The sequence below is a fragment of the Pseudarthrobacter sp. PS3-L1 genome (assembly GCF_030063285.1).
Classification (GTDB): Bacteria; Actinomycetota; Actinomycetes; order Actinomycetales; family Micrococcaceae; genus Arthrobacter.
On the sequence record NZ_JASISU010000004.1, the window covers coordinates 91,701 to 113,427 of the forward strand.

At 62.0% G+C, this 21,727-nt stretch carries 22 protein-coding genes and 1 tRNA gene; 13 read left to right on the forward strand and 10 right to left on the reverse strand.

Annotated features, from left to right (window positions below; all coding sequences use genetic code 11):
* Positions 1-63 precede the first annotated feature (63 nt).
* The 7 genes from QMG79_RS11710 (at position 64) to QMG79_RS11740 (ending at position 8,963) form a co-directional block, all read left to right on the forward strand.
* Positions 64-1,062 carry a DNA topoisomerase IB gene (locus tag QMG79_RS11710; protein ID WP_283538789.1) on the forward strand — a complete coding sequence of 333 codons (999 nt, stop codon included), beginning with the start codon at positions 64-66 and terminating at the stop codon, positions 1,060-1,062.
* Positions 1,063-1,147: 85 nt separating this feature from the next.
* Entirely contained in the window at positions 1,148-2,611 is a 1,464-nt protein-coding gene (locus QMG79_RS11715; RefSeq protein ID WP_283538790.1) for an FAD-dependent oxidoreductase, read from the forward strand.
* A 129-nt stretch (positions 2,612-2,740) separates the two neighbouring features.
* The gene (locus tag QMG79_RS11720) at positions 2,741-4,078 is read left to right on the forward strand and encodes a helix-turn-helix domain-containing protein (protein ID WP_283538791.1); all 1,338 of its coding nucleotides are present in this window, start codon (positions 2,741-2,743) and stop codon (positions 4,076-4,078) included.
* Positions 4,079-4,198: 120 nt separating this feature from the next.
* Positions 4,199-5,722 (forward strand): acetaldehyde dehydrogenase ExaC, encoded by a 1,524-nt coding sequence (gene exaC, locus QMG79_RS11725; protein ID WP_283538792.1) that lies wholly within the window; start codon positions 4,199-4,201, stop codon positions 5,720-5,722.
* Between the two features lie 139 nt (positions 5,723-5,861).
* A complete protein-coding gene (adhP, locus tag QMG79_RS11730; protein WP_283538793.1) occupies positions 5,862-6,887 on the forward strand; it encodes an alcohol dehydrogenase AdhP in 1,026 nt (341 codons plus the stop codon).
* A 15-nt stretch (positions 6,888-6,902) separates the two neighbouring features.
* Positions 6,903-7,313, forward strand: coding sequence for a DUF779 domain-containing protein (locus tag QMG79_RS11735; RefSeq protein WP_283538794.1), 411 nt, complete (start codon positions 6,903-6,905; stop codon positions 7,311-7,313).
* A 129-nt stretch (positions 7,314-7,442) separates the two neighbouring features.
* Positions 7,443-8,963, forward strand: coding sequence for an APC family permease (locus QMG79_RS11740; RefSeq protein WP_283538795.1), 1,521 nt, complete (start codon positions 7,443-7,445; stop codon positions 8,961-8,963).
* 49 nt (positions 8,964-9,012) lie between these two features.
* Here the strand turns inward: QMG79_RS11740 and QMG79_RS11745 are convergent, their stop codons facing one another.
* The 4 genes from QMG79_RS11745 to QMG79_RS11760 form a co-directional block, all read right to left on the reverse strand.
* Complete coding sequence (locus QMG79_RS11745) at positions 9,013-9,666, reverse strand: DUF2461 family protein (protein WP_283538796.1); 654 nt, start codon at positions 9,664-9,666, stop codon at positions 9,013-9,015.
* 211 nt (positions 9,667-9,877) lie between these two features.
* The gene (locus QMG79_RS11750) at positions 9,878-11,359 is read right to left on the reverse strand and encodes a catalase (protein WP_283538797.1); all 1,482 of its coding nucleotides are present in this window, start codon (positions 11,357-11,359) and stop codon (positions 9,878-9,880) included.
* Positions 11,360-11,377: 18 nt separating this feature from the next.
* Positions 11,378-11,848 (reverse strand): Fur family transcriptional regulator, encoded by a 471-nt coding sequence (locus tag QMG79_RS11755; RefSeq protein WP_283538798.1) that lies wholly within the window; start codon positions 11,846-11,848, stop codon positions 11,378-11,380.
* Positions 11,849-11,878: 30 nt separating this feature from the next.
* Entirely contained in the window at positions 11,879-12,595 is a 717-nt protein-coding gene (locus QMG79_RS11760; protein WP_283538799.1) for a hypothetical protein, read from the reverse strand.
* A 189-nt stretch (positions 12,596-12,784) separates the two neighbouring features.
* Between QMG79_RS11760 and htpX the strand changes: the two genes are divergently transcribed.
* Positions 12,785-13,651, forward strand: a complete 867-nt coding sequence (htpX, locus tag QMG79_RS11765) for a zinc metalloprotease HtpX (RefSeq protein WP_283538800.1) — start codon at positions 12,785-12,787, stop codon at positions 13,649-13,651.
* A 30-nt stretch (positions 13,652-13,681) separates the two neighbouring features.
* On the opposite strand, the gene QMG79_RS11770 is transcribed toward htpX, so the two are convergent.
* Entirely contained in the window at positions 13,682-14,173 is a 492-nt protein-coding gene (locus QMG79_RS11770; RefSeq protein ID WP_283538801.1) for a YajQ family cyclic di-GMP-binding protein, read from the reverse strand.
* 182 nt (positions 14,174-14,355) lie between these two features.
* Here QMG79_RS11770 and QMG79_RS11775 point away from each other — a divergent pair, with 182 nt between their 5' ends.
* The 3 genes from QMG79_RS11775 to QMG79_RS11785 all read left to right on the forward strand — a co-directional run bounded on the left by QMG79_RS11775 (position 14,356) and on the right by QMG79_RS11785 (position 15,487).
* Entirely contained in the window at positions 14,356-14,601 is a 246-nt protein-coding gene (locus QMG79_RS11775; protein WP_283538802.1) for a hypothetical protein, read from the forward strand.
* A gap of 150 nt (positions 14,602-14,751) precedes the next feature.
* Positions 14,752-14,833, forward strand: a tRNA-Tyr gene (locus tag QMG79_RS11780).
* 99 nt (positions 14,834-14,932) lie between these two features.
* Complete coding sequence (locus QMG79_RS11785; RefSeq protein ID WP_283538803.1) at positions 14,933-15,487, forward strand: acyl-CoA thioesterase; 555 nt, start codon at positions 14,933-14,935, stop codon at positions 15,485-15,487.
* Here QMG79_RS11785 and QMG79_RS11790 read toward each other — a convergent pair.
* Complete coding sequence (locus tag QMG79_RS11790) at positions 15,484-16,281, reverse strand: ABC transporter permease subunit (protein ID WP_283538804.1); 798 nt, start codon at positions 16,279-16,281, stop codon at positions 15,484-15,486. The two genes, QMG79_RS11785 and QMG79_RS11790, sit on opposite strands and share 4 nt — an antisense overlap.
* On the reverse strand, positions 16,278-17,201 hold the full coding sequence (locus QMG79_RS11795; protein ID WP_283538805.1) for an ABC transporter ATP-binding protein: 924 nt from the start codon (positions 17,199-17,201) through the stop codon (positions 16,278-16,280). Before QMG79_RS11795 ends, QMG79_RS11790 begins: the two co-directional genes overlap by 4 nt.
* Positions 17,202-17,361: 160 nt before the next feature.
* Between QMG79_RS11795 and QMG79_RS11800 the strand changes: the two genes are divergently transcribed.
* Positions 17,362-17,769 (forward strand): thioredoxin family protein, encoded by a 408-nt coding sequence (locus tag QMG79_RS11800; RefSeq protein WP_283538806.1) that lies wholly within the window; start codon positions 17,362-17,364, stop codon positions 17,767-17,769.
* An 80-nt stretch (positions 17,770-17,849) separates the two neighbouring features.
* On the opposite strand, the gene QMG79_RS11805 is transcribed toward QMG79_RS11800, so the two are convergent.
* A complete protein-coding gene (locus QMG79_RS11805; RefSeq protein ID WP_283538807.1) occupies positions 17,850-18,128 on the reverse strand; it encodes a putative quinol monooxygenase in 279 nt (92 codons plus the stop codon).
* 94 nt (positions 18,129-18,222) lie between these two features.
* Here QMG79_RS11805 and QMG79_RS11810 point away from each other — a divergent pair, with 94 nt between their 5' ends.
* Positions 18,223-19,899, forward strand: a complete 1,677-nt coding sequence (locus QMG79_RS11810) for an AMP-binding protein (protein ID WP_283538808.1) — start codon at positions 18,223-18,225, stop codon at positions 19,897-19,899.
* A 61-nt stretch (positions 19,900-19,960) separates the two neighbouring features.
* Here the strand turns inward: QMG79_RS11810 and QMG79_RS11815 are convergent, their stop codons facing one another.
* Both QMG79_RS11815 and QMG79_RS11820 read right to left on the reverse strand, forming a co-directional pair.
* Positions 19,961-20,944: a DNA-3-methyladenine glycosylase family protein gene (locus QMG79_RS11815; protein WP_283538809.1), complete on the reverse strand. Its 984-nt coding sequence runs from the start codon at positions 20,942-20,944 to the stop codon at positions 19,961-19,963.
* Positions 20,945-21,059: 115 nt separating this feature from the next.
* Positions 21,060-21,701: a maltokinase N-terminal cap-like domain-containing protein gene (locus QMG79_RS11820; protein WP_283538810.1), complete on the reverse strand. Its 642-nt coding sequence runs from the start codon at positions 21,699-21,701 to the stop codon at positions 21,060-21,062.
* Between the last annotated feature and the right edge of the window lie 26 nt (positions 21,702-21,727).

A 21,727-nucleotide genomic window follows, 5' to 3' on the forward strand; every position in this document is an offset into this window, starting at 1 on the left:
TGCGCTCCGAAAAGTCAGTATGCTTTGCTTTATGGCACCAACGACCAGTCCAGGGATGCAAACGTGAGGCTCCGACGCAGCAATGCCTCGGGACGCGGTTATCAACGGATTCCGGCTGGCACCGGCTTCAGCTACCGGGACCTGGACGGCTCCACCCTCGCCAGGGGTGAGGTGCGGGACCGGCTTGAATCGATCGGCATTCCTCCTGCCTGGTCTGATGTGTGGATTGCTCCGTTCGAAAATGGCCACATTCAGGCGACGGGCTTGGATGCTGTGGGCAGGCGGCAGTATATTTACCACCCAGAATGGCGGGAGCGGAAGGACCGGGTGAAGTTTGACCGTGCCCTGCAGCTTGCAGAGTCGCTCCCAACAGCCCGCCGGTTGGTCACCCGGGACCTTCGGTCAGAGGGTGTGAGCCGCGAGCGCATCCTGGCAGGGGCATTTCGGTTGCTGGACAGTGGTTCGCTGCGGGTGGGCTCTGAACGGTACACCAATGAAAACGGCAGCCACGGTCTTGCAACACTCCTGTGCGCGCATGCGAAAGTCAGGGCAGGCTCCATTGAGTTGAGGTTCCCGGCCAAGAGTGGCAAGGACTGGGAATCGGAGATCAATGACGCTGATCTGGCCGATCTGGTGCGGACGCTGAAGCGCCGCGGCGGCCAGGCCAGGCTGCTGGCTTTCAAGGAGGGTCGATCCTGGCATCCGGTGAACAGCCAAGACATCAACGCCTATGTCAGGGAGCGCACGGGCGGAGACTTCACAGCCAAGGATTTTCGCACGCTGCGGGGCACCGCCGCCGCGGCAGTCAGCCTGGCTAAAAGTGGTCCGCAGAATAAAGTGGGGCAGCGGAAACATGTCATTGCCCTCGCCATGCAGGACGCTGCGGCGGTGCTGGGCAATACACCCAGCATTGCCCGGAAAAGCTACGTGGACCCGCGCGTGCTGGACCATTTTCTTGCGGGCGAGACAATTGACCCACAACGTATCGAGGCTGCCGAATCGGAACTCCGGTCCCTGCTGTATCGAGAAGGAGCAGTTGTCCCACTGAAGACCGACGGATAGGCGCGCAGGGGCTGTCCGGACCTAGACTAAAGACTCGCACGCCGGTCAGCCGCCGGCCGTCTCGATCCCAGGCAGAAGGGCTCCCATGTCCACACCAGCCGAATCCAGTCCACAACGCTCCCTGCGCGTAGCCATCATTGGCGCCGGCCCTGCGGGTGTCTACGCCGCGGATATCCTGACGAAATCCGCCGAGGCTACCGGCGGTGGGTTGGCAGTAAGCATTGATCTTTTTGAGGCGTACCCGGCTCCGTATGGTCTGATCCGTTACGGTGTGGCACCGGATCATCCACGGATCAAGGGGATCATGAAGGCGCTGCACAAGGTTCTGGACCGGGGAGACATTCGTTTCCTGGGCAACGTCACGTACGGCCGCGATATCACCCTGCATGACATCCGTGCCCTTTATGATGCAGTTATTTTCTCCACGGGGGCCATTCATGATGCCGCGCTCACCATCCCGGGCATCAACCTGGCAGGTTCTTTTGGTGCCGCTGACTTCGTCTCTTGGTATGACGGGCACCCGGATGTCCCCCGCCAGTGGCCGCTGAACGCCAAGGAGATCGCCGTGATCGGCAACGGCAATGTGGCGCTGGATGTTGCCAGGATGCTTGCCAAGCACCCGGCGGAACTTCTTGCCACGGAGATCCCGGACAACGTGTACCAGGATCTTCTGGGATCGCCCGTTACGGACGTTCACATCTTTGGCCGCCGGGGACCTGCCCAGGTCAAGTTCACGCCACTTGAGCTGCGCGAACTCTCGCATGCGCAGGACGTGGATATTGTCCTGTACCCGGAAGACTTCGAATTCGACAAGGCGTCGGATGAAGCCATCCGCAGCAACAACCAGGTCAAGACCATGGTTACCACGCTGACCAACTGGCTTGTTGAGGACGCCGCGGGGTCCGACCAGCCGGCATCCCGCCGCCTGCATCTGCACTTCCTGCATAACCCTGTGGAGATTTACGACGACGGTGCCACGCCAGGATCGGTGGCCGGTATCCGGTTTGAACGGATGGAGTTGGACGGGACGGGGAACGTCCGTGGCACCGGTGAGATGGTGGAGTACCCGGTCCAGGCGGTCTATCGGGCTATCGGTTACCACGGGTCTGCCCTGGATGGGGTGGAGTTCGATCCCGCCAAGGGTGTCATTCCCAACAATGGTGGCCGGGTCCTGGACGCTGCCGGGCAACCGGTACCGGGAATTTACGCCACGGGGTGGATCAAGCGGGGGCCGGTGGGGTTGATTGGCCACACGAAGGGTGATGCCCTGGAAACTGTTGGCTATCTGCTGGAAGACCACTTGACTCTGCCACGGGCCTCGAATCCTGATCCGGATGCCATCATTGCCCTGCTTGAAGGGCGTGGCATCGAATACACCACCTGGGAAGGCTGGAACAGGCTCGACGCCCACGAGGCCGGACTCGGTGTCTCCTGGTCAGCCCAGAATCCACAGGCCGGTGTGGTTCGGGAAAGAGTCAAAGTCGTGCCCCGGGAGGACATGCTGCACATTTCACGTGCCACCCCTGGGGGACTGCCAGCACCCGCTTAGAGTCGAACCCGGGCACACTGATGGCCGGCACTGTTGTCCGGGGGTGGGCGGCGCTAGACTCTAAGCCAGTCCCGGGTGGCTTGCCGCCGCCTGCCAGGGGCCGTCAGTGAGGGTTCAATGGGGAACAGAATGGCAGCAGGTCCGGGGGACAGCCCCGAACTCCGGCAGCGCCGCGCGCTTGCAGGACACGAATCCCTCGGCGCGCTGGGGAGCTTTCTTCCAGGCGAGGACCATACTCCTGGACTGCGACGCCTGATCCGCGATTCCTGGGTGCGGTCTGCACAGATGCACGCCAACCCTGATCGTGGTGAGGCGCCGCTGGCATTCGATGGTGAAGAGCTCGAAGAGTACCGGCGCCATCACCCCCTGGCCACCATCATGCCTGTCATTCACCGGCTCCTGGTGCAGCCCAGCCATGACAGCGGCCTGCTGGTGGCGGTGGGTGACGACGTCGGGCGCCTTCTTTGGGTGGAAGGTGATCCGGAGCTCCAGCGACGGGCAGAGGGGATGATGTTTGTTCCTGGCGCCGACTGGTCCGAGGCGACGGTGGGAACAAGCGCCCCAGGGACAGCACTGGCCCTGGGCAGGGGCATCCAAATTTCGGGGGCTGAGCACTACCAGCGCGCCGTGCATCCGTGGAGCTGCACTGCTGTCCCTTTCCACGACCCCGATTCCGGAGCCCTGCTGGGAGTGGTCGATATTACCGGAAAGGAAGCCGCGGTGGCCCCGCACACGTTGTCGCTGGTGCAGGCAACTGTGGCCGCTGCGCAGGCTCAGCTTCGGGTGGAACGGCTAGAGCGTGCGGCCAGCATTCCTGCCAGGCGACGGCGCAGTTCCGGGCCACTGCGGCCAGTTGCGGGAAGCTCCCTGTACCGCAACAGTCTCCAGATTCTGGGCCGGGACCAGGCCCTGCTGAGCATTGCAGGGCGGACCATCACCCTCAGCGCCCGGCACAGCGAGATCCTGGCCCTGCTCAGCCTGCACCCAGAAGGATTAAGCGCCAGCGAACTCTGTATCCTGCTGTATCCGGGCGAAGGTGCCGTAACCACGTTGCGCGCCGAATTGGTCCGCCTGCGCAAAGTGATCGCGGACCTGGACCCGTCTTCGGTTCCCGAATCGCGGCCGTACCGGCTGCCCACGGAGTTGCTTCCGGACGCGGGCCAGGTGCTGAGTTGCCTCCAGCGTGGGGCCCATCGAATTGCGCTCCAGATCTATCGGGGAGCCGTTCTTCCGCAGTCCGAGGCCCCAGGCGTCGTGGACCTGCGCCGAAAAGTGTCCCTGCTGCTCCGTGACGCCGTCATGAACGACGGCAGCGTTGACTCCCTCCTGCAGTACGCTGCGCTTCCGGAGGCCAGCGACGACGTCGGCGTCCGCACTGCGGCCCTGAAACTGCTGCCTCCACGATCTCCCCGACGGGCGTTGCTTGTGGATGAGATCGAGCAGATCGAAGCGGGCCAGAGCGCCTGACCTGGCACAGTTGGGCAACCTTCGTCCTGGTTCCAGCGGTGCTACGTGGCTGCAACCTCCCGGTACCTAGTCTGGAGTGGACGGAGAACGTCAGGATCATGCACAGCAAAGGAGCTAGTTATGACTGTTTATGCACAGCCCGGTACGGACGGGTCCAAAGTCACTTTCAAGGACCGCTACGAGAACTGGATCGGCGGCGAATGGGTTGCCCCCGTCAAAGGCCAGTACTTCGAGAACATCACGCCTGTCACTGGCAAAGCTTTCTGCGAAGTAGCCCGCGGGACGGCCGAAGACATTGAACTCGCATTGGATGCAGCCCACAAGATTGCCCCATCCTGGGGCAAGACGTCCGCGGCGGAGCGGGCCGCCGTCCTGAACCGGATTGCAGACCGGATGGACGAGAACCTCGAAATGCTGGCCGTGGCGGAAAGCTGGGACAACGGCAAACCAGTCCGTGAAACCCTTGCCGCAGACATTCCCCTTGCGGCAGATCATTTCCGTTATTTCGCCAGCGTCGTCCGAGCCCAGGAGGGCCGCCTATCCCAGCTGGATGACGACACCACTGCATACCACTTCCACGAGCCGCTCGGCGTGGTGGGACAGATCATTCCGTGGAACTTTCCCATCCTCATGGCCGTGTGGAAGCTGGCGCCCGCGCTCGCCGCTGGTAACGCCGTCGTCCTCAAACCAGCCGAGCAGACACCAAGTTCGATCCTGGTGTTGATGGAGCTCATCGGTGATCTCCTGCCAGCTGGCGTCATCAACGTGGTCAACGGATTCGGCGTGGAGGCCGGGAAGCCCCTGGCTTCCAGCCCTCGGATCCGCAAGATCGCCTTCACCGGCGAGACCACAACGGGCCGCCTGATCAGCCAGTACGCCAGCCAGAACCTGATCCCCGTGACCCTGGAACTCGGCGGCAAGAGCCCCAACATCTTCTTCAACGACGTTGCCGATACCAACGACGCTTTTTACGACAAGGCGCTCGAGGGATTCACCCTGTACGCGTTCAACCAGGGCGAAGTCTGCACGTGCCCGTCCCGCGCGCTGGTCCAGGAAGGCATCTACGATTCCTTCATGGCCGACGCCGTTGCCAGGACCGAGAAGATCATCCAGGGTAATCCGCTGGACACCGAGACACAGCTGGGCGCCCAGGCCTCCAACGACCAGCTGGAGAAAATCCTCTCCTACCTGGACATTGGCCGGCAGGAGGGTGCCAAGGCCCTTACCGGCGGAGCCCGGGCGGAAATGTCCGGAGACCTGGCCGGCGGCTACTACGTCCAGCCCACTATTTTTGAAGGACACAACCGGATGCGGATCTTCCAGGAGGAGATCTTCGGACCCGTAGTGTCAGTGGCGCGCTTCAGTGACTACAACGACGCCATGGGAATTGCCAACGATACCCTGTACGGCCTCGGCGCAGGCGTCTGGTCCCGCAACGGCAACGTGGCCTACCGCGCAGGGCGTGAAATCCAGGCTGGCCGGGTGTGGATCAACAACTACCACGCGTACCCGGCCGGTGCTGCCTTTGGCGGCTACAAGTCCTCCGGCATTGGCCGCGAGAACCACGCCATGATGCTGGACCACTACCAGCAGACCAAGAATCTCTTGGTCAGCTACAACGAGAATAAGCTCGGCTTCTTCTAGGCCGCCCACCGGGCTGGCGGAGCGAATCGGCAATCGATGAGCTCCGCCAGCTCCACGGCGTGCATTTTTGCTGGCTTAGGTCCGCAGGTCTGCGCACCCGCACTGCTCCATCAATGATTGATAACGCGAGGAATTCGCCATGTCCACGAATATGATGCAGGCCGCAGTAGTCACCGAATTTGGTAAGGACCTTCAGCTCCAGACGGTGCCGGTACCCGTTCCCGGCCCTGGCCAGGCCCTGGTCAAGGTGTTGACCACCGGGGTATGCCACACGGACCTCCACGCTGCGGAGGGCGATTGGCCGGTGAAGCCGACGCCGCCATTCATACCCGGTCATGAGGGCGTAGGGGAAGTGGTGGCGCTTGGTGACCAGGTTACAGACCTGGCAGTCGGTGATCTTGTCGGAAACGCATGGCTGTGGTCCGCGTGCGGAGACTGCCAGTATTGCCGGACCGGCTGGGAAACCCTCTGCGAGGAACAGGTTAATGCTGGCTACAGCGTAGACGGCTCATTTGGCGAATACATGCTCGTTGATACGCGCTTCGCCGCCCGCATTCCAGCAGGCTCTGATCCGGTAGAGGTTGCGCCGGTTCTCTGCGCTGGGGTGACTGTGTACAAGGGACTCAAGATGACGGAGGCGAGGCCTGGGCAATGGGTCACCATCTCCGGAATTGGTGGTCTCGGCCATATCGCTGTGCAATACGCCGTTGCCATGGGACTTCGGGTCGCCGCTGTGGACATTGCCGACGACAAACTGGCTCTCGCCAAGAAGCATGGTGCGGAAGTGACAGTCAATGCGCTGCATGAGGATCCCGCAGAAGTTATTCAACGTGAAACGGGTGGCAGTCACGGAGTGCTGGTCACGGCAGTTCACCCGTCGGCGTTTGGCCAAGCGATTGGAATGGCTCGCCGGGGCGGAACCATCGTCTTCAATGGCCTGCCGCCCGGGGACTTCCCGGCACCTATCTTCGAGATTGTCCTCAAGGGGCTGACAGTCCGAGGGTCGATTGTGGGGACGCGCCAGGACCTTGCGGAAGCCCTGGACTTCTACGCCCAGGGAAAGATCCACCCCACGGTGTCCACGCGCGAGCTCTCCGAGGTCAACGCCGTATTCGACGAGATGAAGCATGCCAAGATCGATGGCCGGGTTGTTATCAGGTACTGAACGAAAGGAACAGCAATGGTAGAGGCAAAGCTCAACGCCGCCATCACGGTACCCGGTGAGGATTTTTCACGGGTCAGCCTTTCCGGGGAGGCTGTGGAGCTGCTGCTCAAACTTTGGCAGGTCCACGGCCCGCTGATGTTTCATCAGAGCGGCGGCTGCTGCGATGGATCGTCCCCCATGTGTTTTCCGGCGGGGGAGTTCCTCACCGGCGACTCCGATGTGCTTCTGGGGCGCTTCGATCTGGCTCCTGAGGGTGCTCCCGAGATGCCTCTGGATTTCTGGATGTCGCGGGAGCAGTTCGCCTACTGGAGCCACACCCACCTCATGATCGACGTGGTCCAGGGCCGGGGAAGCGGCTTTTCCGTGGAAGCGCCCGAGGGTAAGCGGTTCCTGATCCGGTCAACGCTGATGGACTGGCCCGTCTGAGGCTGTGGCTGAGACCGTCCTGCAGGAAACTGCTGGACGGTCTCAGTATGTGAGATTAATATGACCGTCTAGTGGATGGAACCTAGTGTTAATACGTCATTTTTCTTCTCATTCAGATTGCAGACCCCCATGAATCTTCTCCGGACAAAATCCATTGAGCAGTCCATCGCTGATGCCGACGAACCCGGAAGGAAACTCAAACGGTCGTTGAGTACGTGGGACCTGATGATCATGGGGGTCGCTGTCGCCGTAGGTGCGGGCATCTTCTCCGTCGGTGCCAAAGCAGCTGCGAACTTCTCTGGCCCTGCTGTCACCGTTTCGTTTGCCATTGCTGCCGGCACCTGTGCACTGGCTATCATGTGTTACGCCGAATTCGCCACGGCCATTCCGGTGGCAGGTTCCGCCTATGTGTTCACGTACGCCACCATGGGGGAACTTCTCGCCTGGATCATTGGCTGGAACCTGATCTTGGAGCTGTTCACTGCTGCGGCAGTTATTGCCAAGTACTGGGGTATCTACCTGAGTAATGTTTTCGCGCTTACCGGCCTGGATGTGCCGGCCGCAATCTCCCTTGGTGGCGTTGATCTCTACTGGGGAGCGTTTCTGATCGTTGCGATCTTCACTGTCCTCCTGGTGCTTGGCACCAAGCTTTCGGCCCGGGTGGGTAACGTCTTCACGATTATTAAGATCTGTGTGGTCCTGTTTGTCATCGTCATCGGGTTTACCTATGTCAAGGCCGAGAACTATTCGCCATTTATCCCGGCATCCCAGCCTACGGAGTCCACGGGAAACGCCGATCAGCTCAAGCAGTCGCTTTTTGGTTTCATGACCGGGGCTGAACCGGCGCAGTATGGGACGCTCGGCATCTTTGCCGGAGCCGCGCTGGTGTTCTTCGCCTTCATCGGCTTCGACGTTGTCGCGACCTCCGCTGAAGAAGTCAAGAACCCGCAGAAGACCCTTCCTCGCGGTATTTTCGGCGGCCTGGCCCTGGTCACGGTGCTCTATATCCTGGTTTCGCTGGCGCTCACGGGCATGGTGTCCTACGGCACCCTGGCTGAGGCCGAGAACCCGACCCTCACCACGGCTTTCGAGGCGGTCGGAAACACCACTGCCGCCAAGGTCATTGCCATTGGTTCCCTGATTGGCCTGACAACCGTGATCATGGTCCTGCTGATGGGCCTCTCGAGGGTGGTCCTGGCCATGAGCCGTGATGGGCTTCTCCCGAGATCATTGTCCAAGACCAGTGAGAAGCGATCGACTCCGGTTCGCCTTCAGATCATCTGCGGCAGCGCCGTCGCTGTGGTGGCAGGGCTTACCAATGTTGACCTGCTCGAGGAAATGATCAACATTGGGACGCTCTCCGCTTTTGTCATGGTGAGCCTTGGCATTCTTGTCCTGCGGCGAAAGCGTCCGGACCTCAAGCCAGCGTTCCGCGTTCCTTTTGGCAAAGTCCTGCCGGTTGTCTCTGCTGTGCTGTGCCTCTACCTCATGACCAACCTGGCCGTTGAGACCTGGATCTTCTTCGCTGTTTGGCTGGTGATCGGGGTCGTTATCTATTTCTCCTATGGACAACGTCATTCGCGGCTCAACGATCGCTTTACGGAAGCTCGGGCAGCAGTCAACGGCGAGTCAGCCAGCACGCAGGTATAGCAAGCGCCCTGGAGCCAGCGCCGGGTAGCCTGCCCCGTGATCCCGGCTGTCACGGGGCGGCGCTGCGGCCCAGCCAGGCCACCAAGGGCCTCGCCTGATTCCAGAGCGCCGTAACATGCTGAACAGCTTCTGGGCCGCTAAGAAAGGAAGGCTCGCCGAGGTTACGCCGCACGCTCAGGGAAGTATGACGCAGAAGTTCAGCGCGCGGATGAAACGTGCTGAATATGCGCGGAACCCCCTGGAGCTGACGGCCAAGCAGTTCCCAACCAGCTTCTTGCAGTAAATCAAGCAGCCGGGCCAGGGAGGATCCACTGCCGGTTGCATCGCAGGCATCACGGTACCGGGCTAGCTGGAATGGAGTGAAGGAGCGGCAGCCCGCTTCCAGGGACACGCCAGCTCCGCTGACATGCAGGTAAAAGCCGATGTTCCCGCTGGCAGGAACAAACCCGCTCTGCTGCGTCTTCAGGGGTGGGCCACCACGGAGAAAGCGGGCGTCCCGGTAGGGCCGGAAAATGACTGCTGGGCCGAAGCTGGGCTCAAGCACCGCCAGCATTTCCTGGAGCGGAACCTTGACGTGGCGGTCATGGTCGCCAGCATGTTTGGACCACCAGGAGCGGTCATTGTTGAGCTCAAGTTCTCGATAGAACGCAAACGCCGCTGGCCCGATCCCGGTGGAGCTGCCAGCCTGTGGTGGTGTATCCATGCCTCGACACTAGGGATATTGCGAGCAGGTCATCACCCCGCCAGGGGCGCATGTGGAAAACTCTTGTGCCGGGAGGATGGGCCAGAATCCTGACTGCACGAGTCGTTAACACACGAAGGGCACCCCACCAACGTGGGGTGCCCTTCTCTGTGTGGGTTTTTACGTGTTAGGAACTTCGTGACGAGGCTCCGGCAACACGGAAGGAGCCAAATTAGACCTTGTTGGCTGCCTCGGCGTCCGACTGCTGCTGGCCTGCGCCCAAGTTGGCGCGAAGCTTGGCGCCGAGGTCGGCGTCAACGTTGGTCCAGTAGGCGATGGCACGCTCTTTGATCTCGGGGCTCTTGACACCGCCGACCGCACCGGTAAGGGTTTCGAGGATCCGGGCCTTGGCACCGTCGTCGAAGACCTCGCGGTACAGTGAGCCAGCCTGGCCGAAATCGTCGTCCTCAGCGTGCAGGCTGTGTGCGGAGAGCGTCAGTTCGCCGTCGTTCTCCCAGCCGCCGGCCGGGTTCTGCGGCTCAACGGCTGCTGGCCCACCCATGGAGTTGGGTGCGTAGACAGGAACCGAAGGCGCGTTGAAGTGGTAGCGGGCCGCGCCGTCCTGGCTGTAGTTGTTGACCTCATTGATGGGCCGGTTCACGGGCATCTGCGCGTGGTTTGTGCCCACGCGGTAACGGTGTGCGTCCGCGTAGGAGAAGATACGGGCCTGCAGCATCTTGTCGGGTGAGGCGGCGATGCCCGGAACGAAGTTCGACGGCGCAAACGTGGCCTGCTCGATCTGTGCGAAGTAGTTCTCCGGGTTCCGGTTCAGCTCCATGGTGCCAACCTTGATCAGCGGGTAGTCGCTGTGCGGCCACACCTTGGTCAGGTCGAAGGGGTTGAACCGGTAGGTCTTCGCATCCTCGTACGGCATGACCTGGACGTGCAGGTCCCAGGACGGGAAGTTACCGTCGGCAATGTTTTCCTGCAGGTCGCGGATGTAGTAGTCCCCATCGGAGCCTGCGAGCTCTTCGGCCCGCTCGCCGGAGAGGCTGTGGACACCCTGGTTGGACTGGAAGTGGTACTTGACCCAAAAGCGCTCGCCCTCGGCGTTGATCCACTGGTAGGTGTGCGAACCGTAGCCCTGCATCTCGCGGAACGACGACGGCAGGCCACGGTCTCCCATCAGCCAGGTCACTTGGTGCGCGGATTCCGGTGACAGCGTCCAGAAGTCCCATTGCATGTCAGCGTCACGGAGGTGTGTACCAGGAAGGCGCTTCTGGGAGTGGATGAAATCGGGGAACTTGATGCCGTCGCGGATGAAGAACACCGGGGTGTTGTTTCCCACGAGGTCATAGTTGCCCTCTGTGGTGTAGAACTTCACGGAGAAGCCGCGGGGATCGCGCCAGGTATCGGGCGATCCGCTCTCGCCGGCAACGGAGGAGAACCGGATCAGCATCTCGGTGTCGACGCCCGGCTGCAGGAAAGCAGCCTTGGTGTACTTGCTGATGTCTTCGGTGACCGTGAATTTGCCGAAAGCGCCGCCGCCCTTGGCGTGCACCACCCGCTCCGGGACCCGCTCGCGGTTGAACTGGGCCAGCTTCTCAATGAGGTAGTGGTCCGTCAGGATGATGGCGCCATCGGCACCAGTTGCCTGTGAATGTTCGTCAGAGGTGACGGGGGCACCTGACTGGGTTGTTGAAATTGCAGTCATGATTCTCCTAGTTCTCGATTACTTGAGGATGACGGGGGAAAGTTCGGTGATTTGCTGGCAGTCCTGGCAGATGCCCTGATACATAACGTCCGCGATCTGGATCGCCATGGGTCTGGTGTTTTCATTCCAGTGGGGGGTCAGGCATGGGGCGTGACCTACGGCGCACTCTACATCTTCAACCAGTCCACACTGTGAACAGATGGCGTGATGGTGATTGTCGCCCACCCTGGTTTCGTAGAGCGCGGGGGAGTGGGGAGGCTCGAACCTGCGGAGCATCTGCAAGTCGGTAAGGTCCCCGAGAACTACGTACACGGACTGGGCCGTAAGGTCGGGGAGTTCTTGCCGGGCTGCGATCAGGATACTCTCTGCCGGAGAGTGCGGGTGATGTTCGACGGCGGTGAGGACCGCCAGGCGTTGCCGTGTCACCCTGCGACCGTGGGTGCGCAGGGCGGAGGCCCAAGCGTCCTGGCCTGCAAGCTGTTCTGACATAACTGTATTCAACCACTTATTATGAATACATCACAATAAGGCTCGGCTAACTTCTGGCTGGTCCATGAGGTGGAGCAGGGGATTAACGCTCTCGCCGGCCCGGCGCGCCACGGCGTGCAGTGCCAAGGATTCGGAAGATTCTGCGGCCTCTGGCAGCAGGCAGGTCAAGCCCGTGACGGCGGGCTGATCGGACAGGAGTTGAAGCTCGGTGGCCATAGACAGTAAATCGTCTGGTGCCAGTCCTGTGAGGTCGGCGCCGCAAAGGGTGGGCCACGTCAGCGTGTGGTGCGCTCCGTGTGGATCGATTGCCGTCCGGATGTGGACCTTTGACGCCGCTCCAGGTATCCGCCTGTCCGCCTGGAAGGACGCTGCGGCGCGCTGCATGCCTGACCGCAGTTCCGCGTCGAGCTTTGCCAGCTCGGATTCCGGGGGCGGTACCCGGTGGTGTGCTGGCTGGTTGAGTTGGCGCCCCGGAGAGGTTCTTTCGCCTGGCCACCGGGCGAAGAGGTGAAAAGTCGGCGTGGACGATTCCGGCGCAGGCTCGCCGATGGCGTCGCCCAGGGGATGCCACTGATAGGCAAACTGGACGGGGATGGCTGTTGCGCCCAGGGCCTGCCGGAGTGCTGACCTGGCGGCATGATGGCAGCGCAGGCAGTCAGAAGCAGATTCGGGCGTGAGGGCTGCGGCGGGGTCCGCAAGCCGGACCACCAGGTGTCCTAGGGTCAGCGGAATTCGTGGCCTGGCCACTTCCCATAATTCAGACCTAAAAAGCAGTCTCCTGGTGAGCTCCATCGTGTCCCCTTTCCCTGCCCGAGAATACGCTCCAGGTGCCGGTGGTAGGTGGTAGCGCCGCGGGCGTGAGCGGCTACTGGTTTGTCACTGGCCTGGGCCGCTACCCTTGGAAGGGAGCCCTTTAATCCACCTTCCGGAGGCACTGTGCATCGGCATCATAATGGCTTAAAAACAGCCGCGCTGTTTGGCGCTCTCTGGGCAGTCCTCCTGATCTTGGGCGGCCTTATTGGGCTCGGAACCAGAAGTGCAACGCCCGTGCTGATCATGGCGCTGGTGGGTGTTGGAACCACCGCGTACGGGTACTGGAACAGTGACAAGATCGCTATCCGGTCCATGCAGGCCTACCAGGTGTCCGCAGCGGATGCCCCGCACTTGCATCACCAGGTCCGCGAGTTGAGCCAGCGCGCCAACCAGCCCATGCCGCGAATTTTTATTTCACCCACCGCCACGCCCAACGCGTTCGCCACGGGTCGGAATCCCCGCAATGCCGCCGTCTGTTGCACGCAGGGGATTCTCGACCTTCTGGATGACCGTGAGCTGCGGGGGGTCCTCGGCCACGAGTTGATGCACGTCTACAACCGGGACATCCTGACCTCCTCCGTGGCGGCCGCCGTCGCCGGCGTCATTACTTCCGTGGGCCAGATGTTCCTGTTTTTTGGCGGGAGCCGCAACAGTCCCAATCCCCTTGCCGTCATTGCCACAGCGCTGCTGGCGCCGTTTGCCGCATCTCTGGTCCAGATGGCCATTTCGCGGACCCGGGAATATGACGCGGATGAGGACGGCGCCAAGCTCACGGGAGACCCTTTGGCGTTGGCGTCAGCCCTGCGCCGGATCGAACACGGTGTTGCGCTTCAGCCGCTCCCGCGCCGGCAAGACCTGGTCAACTCTTCGCACCTGATGATTGCCAATCCCTTTAAGGGAGGCGGCATGGCAAAGCTCTTCTCGACCCACCCGCCCATGCAGGAGCGAATTTCCCGGCTGGAACAGATGGCGGGGCCGCCCCGGCGCTAGCCGCCATCCGCTACCAGCAGTGGGCACGGCCTAGCTGCGGAAGTTCACGAACTGCAGGTCAGCTTCGTCGAAGTCCTTGAGCAGGGTCATGGTGGCCTGCAGGTCATCGCGCGACTTGGAGGTAACGCGCAGTTCGTCGCCCTGGATCTGGGACTTGACGGTCTTGGGGGCCTCGTCCCGGATGATCTTGTTGATCTTCTTGGCGAGGTCCTGTGCGATGCCTTCCTTGATGGTGGATTCCAGACGGAACTCCTTGCCGGAGGGGTAGGGCTCGCCAGTATCCAGGGATTTCAGGGAGATGCCGCGCCGGATCAACTTGGACTGCAGGACATCCAATACGGCGAGGACGCGCTCCTCGGAATTGGCTTTCATCAGGATCTTTTCGCCGCTGAAGTCCACTTCAGCGCCAACTCCCTTAAAGTCGTACCGCTGGACGAGTTCCTTCTGCGCCTGGTTCAGGGCGTTGGCAACCTCCTGCTTGTCTACTTTGCTTACGACGTCGAACGTGGACTCGCCTGCCATGTCACTCCTTGGGTTGATGGACCGTGGGCCCGGTTTCGCTGGCTTCAACACTAATACGGATGCGTGGGAACGGAAGCCTGTAGGGCGCCTTCTTCACAGCTCACTGACAGCCGGGCCACTGCGGGAATCAAGCTGGGAGCTGCACAGTTGACTGGAGCAGGAGTTCTATTCAGGAGAGCAGCATGAGCAACAAGACCACCCGCTACGTCACCCGCAGCACCACCGTGGCGGCCGGGGCCATCGCAACAGCTGTCACAGCGGCGGCTGTGGCGGCTTCTGTGATTCTGAGCCCTGTACCCAATGCCTCGTCCCGGATGGATGGTGTGCACCAGGACCTCATGCGTGCCGTGCAGCTGAACCAGCTGACGCTGGAGCAGGCACAGAGTTTTGAGCAGAAAATGGCCGGCCAAATCTACGGTGAGGCGTGACCTGGGGGTCGTTTCCCAGCAGCCCTGCCCCGATTCGATTCTTGGGCGGAAATTCTGTAAAGTTGTTTTGCCCGCGGTTCACGGAAGTGAAACGGTCCGGAAACGGAGTGTTTTTCAGACGGAGCAGCAGGTGATCTTCTTTTGAAGTTCGGCAGATTACCCGAGCGGCCAAAGGGGGCTGACTGTAAATCAGCTGGCGTAGCCTTCACTGGTTCGAATCCAGTATCTGCCACCCAAGGAAATACCCCCGGAACCAGCTGGTTCCGGGGGTATTTCTGTAAGATCCCGGGCCTTCCTTCCCACGCAGGTTACCCAGCGGTAACATGGCGGCATGCACCTGCTTCTGCGAACCCTGATCCTGCTTGTCACCTCGAGGCGGCGTCCGCCACTGACTGCCTGGGACACGTCATCACTCACACTTCGGGTGCTTCCCACGGACATTGACATTGCCCTGCACGTAAACAATGGAATGTATCTGGCCCTCATGGACCTCGGCCGGTTTGACCTCCTCATCCGTAGCGGAATGTGGACGCGGATGCGGCAGCGCTCATGGGGCCCGGTCGTCGCGGCGGAAACCATTGCCTTCCGCAAGTCGCTGAAGCTGTGGCAGAAGTACAGCATCGAAACAAAGATCATTGGTCTCGACGAGAAAGCCATCTACAGCGAGCAGCGGATGGTGGTGGATGGCGAAATCTACGCCCGTGCCTTCATTGCAACCAGGTTGGTCCACAAGGGCAAGCCGGTGAGCCAGGACGCCATCATTGCCGAATTGGGAACTCCGCCGGCGGAGCTTGAGTTGCCGGAGTGGATCCATGCCTGGCGGGAAAACAACGCCCTGCCCGGGGCGCGCCGGCCCGCTCCGCACCTGTGGGGCAGCCGGTCCTAGACGCCCACGTCACGTTGCTCAAGCGCGATGGCAGCCACCGCCACTAGCGCACCGGAGATTCCCCAGAGCCATCCCACCGCTGCCCAGTTGGCGCCGTTGGCTAACGGCGAATTCGCGTAGGCCCAGGTATAGGGGCTGACGTCCAAGAGCCATGCCAGATCCGGGGACTGGCGCCCCACAGCATTGCTGACGTAGCTGAGCACAGCAACCGCGCCGCCAGCGGCGAGTCCCACGGAACGGCGTCCGCTGATGGCCCCAGCGCAGAGGGCCGCGCTTCCGCTGACCAGGGCCAACCCGGCGAACAGGGTTGCCGCACCCACGGCATGGGAGGGGGCGATCCCCAGCTGTGCCGGACCGTTCAGGGCCAGCACCAAAGTCAGCAGCACCAGGGAGAGCAGTACTATTCGGAGAGTCATCGCCAGCGACCGCTCAAAGACCACCTGGACCCGCCGAACGCCATGGGCGAGGGTCAATTCCAGCTGGCCGGATTCCTCATCGGCGCCCACAGCCGCCGCGCCCCATGCGACACTGGCGATTGCCATCAGCAGAAAGCCGATCAGGCCAAACAGCGTTGCCTGCGTGTAGCCGGGCCCGGTGGCAATCTGGTCGTAGTTCAGCGCTTTTGTCATTTCAGCAGGCAGGGAGCTGATCAAGTCCTGCATCTGGGTACTGCCGCCAAGGGAGGGGTACAGCGGAAGGTATAAAAAAGCTGCCGCGGCCAAGCCAAGGCCCCAGGCCAGGGTGGACCGCCAGGAATCACCAAGTGCCCGGCGGAAAAGCGGTAGCCGGATCACGTCGGGTCCGCCTGGTGCTCGGAGTAGAGCGCCAGCACGGACTGCTCCAGATCCGGCTCCTCGATCACAAGGTCGGTGAGCTCAAGCGAACCGAGGGCACGGACCAGTGGTTGCACAGCTCCCTCCAGTGTGGCGGTCAGCGTCACGCCGCCGTCGGACGCTACTGCCTCGACCTGCCCCAGTCCGGGAACTGCCAAGAGCCGGGCGACGGCGTCGCCAGCAGTGATCTTCGATGCACCCAACCGGACGCGGCGCACTGCGCTTGTTCGGAGGGCCTCCATGGACTGTTCTGCGATGATCCGCCCATCTCGAAGGATGGCCCCTGTGTCAGCGGTCTGCTGGATTTCGCTGAGGACGTGCGAGCTGAGGAAGATGGTCTGCCCGTTGATGCTGGCCTCGTGGACCATGCTGTGGAATTCCTGCTGCACAAGCGGGTCCAGCCCACTGGTGGGTTCGTCGAGGAGCAATACGTCTGGCTGGTGCATGAACGCCTGGACCAGGCCAAGCTTCTGCCTGTTCCCCTTGGACAGCTTGCGGGCATGGCGGTCAAGATCGAGCCCCAAACGCTCAGCCAGTTCCCCAATGCGGCCCGGTTCAACGGGGCCGCTGATGTCTTCATAGCGCGCCAGCAGCTGCCGGCCGGTTACCCGGCCCGCCAGGAAAAGCTCGCCGGGAAGGTAACCAATACGGCGCCGCAGCGCAGGCCCACCCTGGCGGGGATCCTGGCCCAGTACCCTCACCTGGCCACTGGTGGGCCTGATGATGTCCAACAGGCAGCGCATGGTGGTGGTCTTGCCACTGCCATTGGGTCCGATTACCCCGTACACCGACCCCGCGCGGACTGTCAGGTCGACTCCGTGGAGTACTTCCCGGCTGCCAAAGACCTTGGTCAACGACTGCACCGAGATCACTGCATCCATGGCCCCACCCGCCCTGCTGGTTTGTGCTGATGATGTTCAGCGTAAGCCTCAGTGGTGCCTGTGTATACGGGTGCAGCAGGACCGGGCGTCCATAACGCGCGGAGCGAACACCTGGCACATTCTGGCGACATTAGGACCCCGTTCCCGTACCGTAGAACGTATGGCTACCGTAGACATCACAGGCGAACAGTTCGCATCGACCATCCAGGACAACGACATTGTGCTTGTTGATTTCTGGGCCGAATGGTGTGGGCCCTGCAAGCAGTTTGGACCCACGTACTCCGCAATCTCCGAGAAGCATCCGGAGATTGTCTTCAGCAAAGTGGACACCGAAGCCGAGCAGCAGCTCGCCGGTGAAGCTGGCATTACCTCCATCCCCACACTGATGGCGTTCCGCGAGAAAGTTCTCGTGTTCTCTCAGCCGGGCGCCCTCAACGCACAGCAGCTTGAAGAAGTTGTCAGCGCAGTCAAGGCACTGGACATGGAAGAGGTCCACGCCCATGTGGCCCGCTCGCAGGCAGAGGCCGAGGCAGCTGCAAGTAACCAGGACGGTACGCCCCAGGCATAACCGCCTGGTGCGAAAAGGCCGCCGCCCCCATCACGTGATGGGGGCGGCGGCCTTTTTATGTAGTTCCGTGCAGTGAATGATCAGACCCGTTCAACCTTGGGTGGGTGGGCCAGCAGGGCGCTGAGGGATTCACCCAGGTCCTGTAGGGCACTGCCCTTGCCATGGGCGGCAAGATCTTCCTCGGAAGCCCACTGCTCCGTGAGGACCAGTTTCTCTTCGGTTGCCTCGGTCAGTTCGTAGCGAAGGCAACCGGGCTCGTTGACCACCTCGTCGATGGCGATTTCGAGGGCAAGCTTCACGCGGAAGAACTCGCCTTCATTGGGGATAAAGGTTGCCAGGAGATTAATTGGATCACTCATGCCAGCAACCCTACCGGCCACGGTGGGCGCAACCCCAGTGCAGCCCACGCCGTAGATACTTCTCAGCAGCACCAACGCTTGGTAGCGTGCCATCATGCGCGCATACACTGCCGGGGACATTGACGTCCCCCTGCTCGAGGAAACCATTGGCCAGAACTTTGAGCGGATGGTGGCTGCTTTCCCACTCCACGACGCCTTGCTTGAGGCTGCTGCGGTTCCTGGGGAGGAAGCCAGGCGCTGGAGCTATTCAAAGATGAACGACGACGTCGACAGGCTCGCGCGGGCGCTGCTCGCCATGGGCATGGCAGTGGGTGATCGGATTGGGATCTGGAGCCCCAACTGCGCCGAATGGACGCTCCTGCAGTACGCCACAGCAAAAATCGGTGTCATTCTGGTCAACATCAACCCCGCGTACCGCTCGCACGAACTGACTTTCGTGGCAAGGCACAACGGCATGCGGATGCTGGTTGTTGCACCCTCGGAGCCCAAAAGCGACTACGTGGCCATGGCCCGGGCAGCGCTCGCCGAGTGCACCGAGCTTCGTGATCTCGTTTTTTTGCCGGACCATGGAGCCGAAGGACTCACTGCCGGCGATCCCGTCGTAGCGGCGGAACAGACATACGCCGAACTGTTGCGGCGCGCTGACGACGTCGGACATTCTGCGCTCCAGGTCCGGTTGGCTGGCCTTGACCCACACCACCCCATCAACATCCAGTACACCTCCGGAACCACGGGTTTTCCCAAGGGCGCTACGCTGACCCACCACAACATCCTGAACAATGGGTTCTCCATCGGTGAGCTCCTGGGCTACACAGCCCAGGACAGGGTGGTCCTTCCAGTACCCTTCTATCACTGCTTCGGCATGGTGATTGGGAACCTGGCAGCACTTAGCCACGGGGCCGCCACCATTATCCCCAGCCGTGGTTTTACTCCGGCGGCAGCGCTGGAAGCGGTCCAGGACTTTGGCGGCACCTCACTCTACGGGGTCCCCACCATGTTCATTGCCGAACTGGCCCTGGCAGACTTCGCTTCCTATGACCTGTCTACCCTGCGGACCGGCGTGATGGCAGGTTCACTCTGTCCCATCGAAGTCATGAAACAGGTCATCACGGACATGAACATGGCGGATGTGGCGATTTGTTACGGAATGACGGAGACGTCGCCAGTCTCCCTGATGACCCGAGCCGGGGACTCCCTGGACCAGCGCACCCAGACTGTCGGGCGCACCATGCCGCACTTGGAGAGCCGGATTGTGGACCCTGCCACCGGCGTCGTGCTGGACCGCGGGGACATCGGTGAATTGTGCACCAGGGGATATTCGGTCATGACCGGCTACTGGGATCAGCCGGACAAGACCGCCGAGGCCATTGATCCTGAGGGGTGGATGCACACCGGAGACTTGGCCCGAATGGATGTGGACGGGTACGTGGTCATCGAGGGCCGGATCAAGGACATGGTGATCCGTGGCGGGGAAAACATCTACCCGCGGGAGATCGAGGAGTTCCTCTATACCCACCCGGACATCCAGGACGTCCAGGTAGTTGGGGTCCCGGATGCCAGGTACGGCGAGACTCTGCTGGCCTGCGTGATTCTGGCACCCGGCGCCGCTGTCATGGACCTTGCCGCGCTGCAGGAATTCTGCCGGGACACCTTGGCGCACTACAAGATTCCACGGCTCCTGGAAATCCGGACGGAGTTTCCCATGACGGTGTCCGGCAAGATCCGCAAGGTGGCATTGCGGGAGGAAGCCGTAGCCCGGCTGGGCCTGTAGCTTGCAGGCGCTGCATTTGGCGCGGGTAGCTGCCCCGGCAGGGACGGCTGGCCCGGGCTGGTCAGTGCCGGCGGTGATCCTGGATGGTCATCCGCGGTCCGAACGTGGGCTTGCGGTATCCGGTGCTCTTGATCAGGCGGACCACGCGCTGACGGTGACCCCGCCAGGGTTCCAGGAGTTCGAGCATGCCAGCATCATCTGTCCTCTTCCCCGTCAGCGCGGCTCCCACGTAGGCAGCCAGATGGTAGTCGCCCACGGCGATTGAGTCAGGACAGCCGTGGGTCCGCTGCACCACCTCGGCAGCAGTCCAGATCCCAATGCCGGGGACCGTCTGGAGTTTGGTGCCTGCCTCGATCGCCGGCAGGTCAGCCAAGCGTTCAAGCGCTGCGGCCGAGCGCAGGGCACGCATGACCGTGGCGGAGCGCTGCGGCCCCACCCCTGCCTGATGCCAATCCCAGCTGGGGACCTGGAGCCACTGCGCGGCGGTAGGGCCGACGATGAGCCCGGCAGGAGCCAGCGCACCAGCCTGGGGTGCTGGCCCGCCGTGCCGGTGCATGAGCCAGCGGTACCCCCGGCGGGCCTCGATCACCGTGACCTTTTGCTCCAGGATGATGTGGACCAACTGATCCACCATGCGGCCGCTGGAGGGCAGCCGGGTGGTGGTGCTCCGGCGTCGGGCGTCCTGGACCATGCGCGGCAGGGTGGCGCTAAATGCCGGTTCATCAAAAGTTGTCCAGTCATCTTGTTCGCCCAGGAGCCGGGGGAGCGTAGCCAGGGCAGCCTCCGCGCCGGGACCCCACGCCTGGGCATCCACGCAGGATTCCGCAACCGGGACACCAGTAAACGTGAAGCGTACGGTGACCGGGCCCGCGGCGGTGTTCCAGGCATTCCAGAGGACGCCCCCCTCAAGCAGGAAAGAAGGATCGCTGCCACCGCGTAGCAGCGGACCCAGGGTCTGGGTGAGGCTGTAGGGACCATCCGGAAACCATCGAAGCGAGGCATCCGCAGCGGCGGCCAGCCGGGCGGGAGCATCTGCAACGGTCATGGATCCATGGTGCCACGATCCACTGACATTCCGCTGGGCGCCCTCCCACCTGGCCCCTCCCCGCAAGGTAGCGCTAGGTTTCGTTTTGAGCCCTCAAAACGACAGTTGGCGCTCCCTAGCTGGGGACGGAGGGAGTAGCAGTCGCCAGCAGCGCGGATTCCCTGCCCGCCGCCCACGTTCCGGTGAGCGCAGCACCTGCCGGGGGCTCGACGTCGATACCCAGTTTTCGGACCACTGCCACTGTGAAGCCACTCGCTGTGATGATGGTGAGGTTCCCCTCCGTGCGGGACTCTATGGTTCCAACGGCGGGGACCTGAGCCCCTGCTGACCCCGTGCTGGCAAGGCTGATGGTTGCTGGGAGTGCAATGCGTTCCTCGCCACGATGCTGCACCTGATCAGCCTGCGGCTCTCCGGCCAGCACCGCACCGGCCATGGATGCGGCATACAGGGGATCACCGGTGGCGTCGTACACCCACCGTGTACCCAGAACCGAGTGCTCGGTAGTGCTCAGCAGATAGGACTCGGCGCCATCCAGCGGGGACCCCCGGTAAGTGACAGGCACCTGATACAGCGTTGCACCGCTCCTGATCAGCAGCGTCTCAATACCTACCAGGCCTGCGGGATCGTCAAAACGGAAAGACGCAATCCGCTCCAGCGCAAGGGTATCCACGGGAACAAACCACTGCTGGTCCTGCAGCCAGGCGCCGATCATGTCCAACTTCGAAGGGGTGATGGTGGCATCGTAAATGATTGACATGGGGCCAAGCATAAGTGAGCGCGGCT

Coding starts and splice junctions, on each gene's coding strand:
- QMG79_RS11820 (WP_283538810.1), bottom strand. CDS start 21,701: ATGTCAATCATTTACGATGCCACCATCACCCCTTCGAAGTTGGACATG.
- exaC (WP_283538792.1), top strand. CDS start 4,199: ATGACTGTTTATGCACAGCCCGGTACGGACGGGTCCAAAGTCACTTTC.
- QMG79_RS11715 (WP_283538790.1), top strand. CDS start 1,148: ATGTCCACACCAGCCGAATCCAGTCCACAACGCTCCCTGCGCGTAGCC.
- QMG79_RS11770 (WP_283538801.1), bottom strand. CDS start 14,173: ATGGCAGGCGAGTCCACGTTCGACGTCGTAAGCAAAGTAGACAAGCAG.
- QMG79_RS11745 (WP_283538796.1), bottom strand. CDS start 9,666: ATGGATACACCACCACAGGCTGGCAGCTCCACCGGGATCGGGCCAGCG.
- QMG79_RS11785 (WP_283538803.1), top strand. CDS start 14,933: ATGCACCTGCTTCTGCGAACCCTGATCCTGCTTGTCACCTCGAGGCGG.
- QMG79_RS11735 (WP_283538794.1), top strand. CDS start 6,903: ATGGTAGAGGCAAAGCTCAACGCCGCCATCACGGTACCCGGTGAGGAT.
- adhP (WP_283538793.1), top strand. CDS start 5,862: ATGTCCACGAATATGATGCAGGCCGCAGTAGTCACCGAATTTGGTAAG.
- QMG79_RS11755 (WP_283538798.1), bottom strand. CDS start 11,848: ATGTCAGAACAGCTTGCAGGCCAGGACGCTTGGGCCTCCGCCCTGCGC.
- QMG79_RS11720 (WP_283538791.1), top strand. CDS start 2,741: ATGGCAGCAGGTCCGGGGGACAGCCCCGAACTCCGGCAGCGCCGCGCG.
- QMG79_RS11740 (WP_283538795.1), top strand. CDS start 7,443: ATGAATCTTCTCCGGACAAAATCCATTGAGCAGTCCATCGCTGATGCC.
- QMG79_RS11750 (WP_283538797.1), bottom strand. CDS start 11,359: ATGACTGCAATTTCAACAACCCAGTCAGGTGCCCCCGTCACCTCTGAC.
- QMG79_RS11800 (WP_283538806.1), top strand. CDS start 17,362: ATGGCTACCGTAGACATCACAGGCGAACAGTTCGCATCGACCATCCAG.
- QMG79_RS11815 (WP_283538809.1), bottom strand. CDS start 20,944: ATGACCGTTGCAGATGCTCCCGCCCGGCTGGCCGCCGCTGCGGATGCC.
- QMG79_RS11810 (WP_283538808.1), top strand. CDS start 18,223: ATGCGCGCATACACTGCCGGGGACATTGACGTCCCCCTGCTCGAGGAA.
- QMG79_RS11775 (WP_283538802.1), top strand. CDS start 14,356: ATGAGCAACAAGACCACCCGCTACGTCACCCGCAGCACCACCGTGGCG.
- QMG79_RS11805 (WP_283538807.1), bottom strand. CDS start 18,128: ATGAGTGATCCAATTAATCTCCTGGCAACCTTTATCCCCAATGAAGGC.
- QMG79_RS11795 (WP_283538805.1), bottom strand. CDS start 17,201: ATGGATGCAGTGATCTCGGTGCAGTCGTTGACCAAGGTCTTTGGCAGC.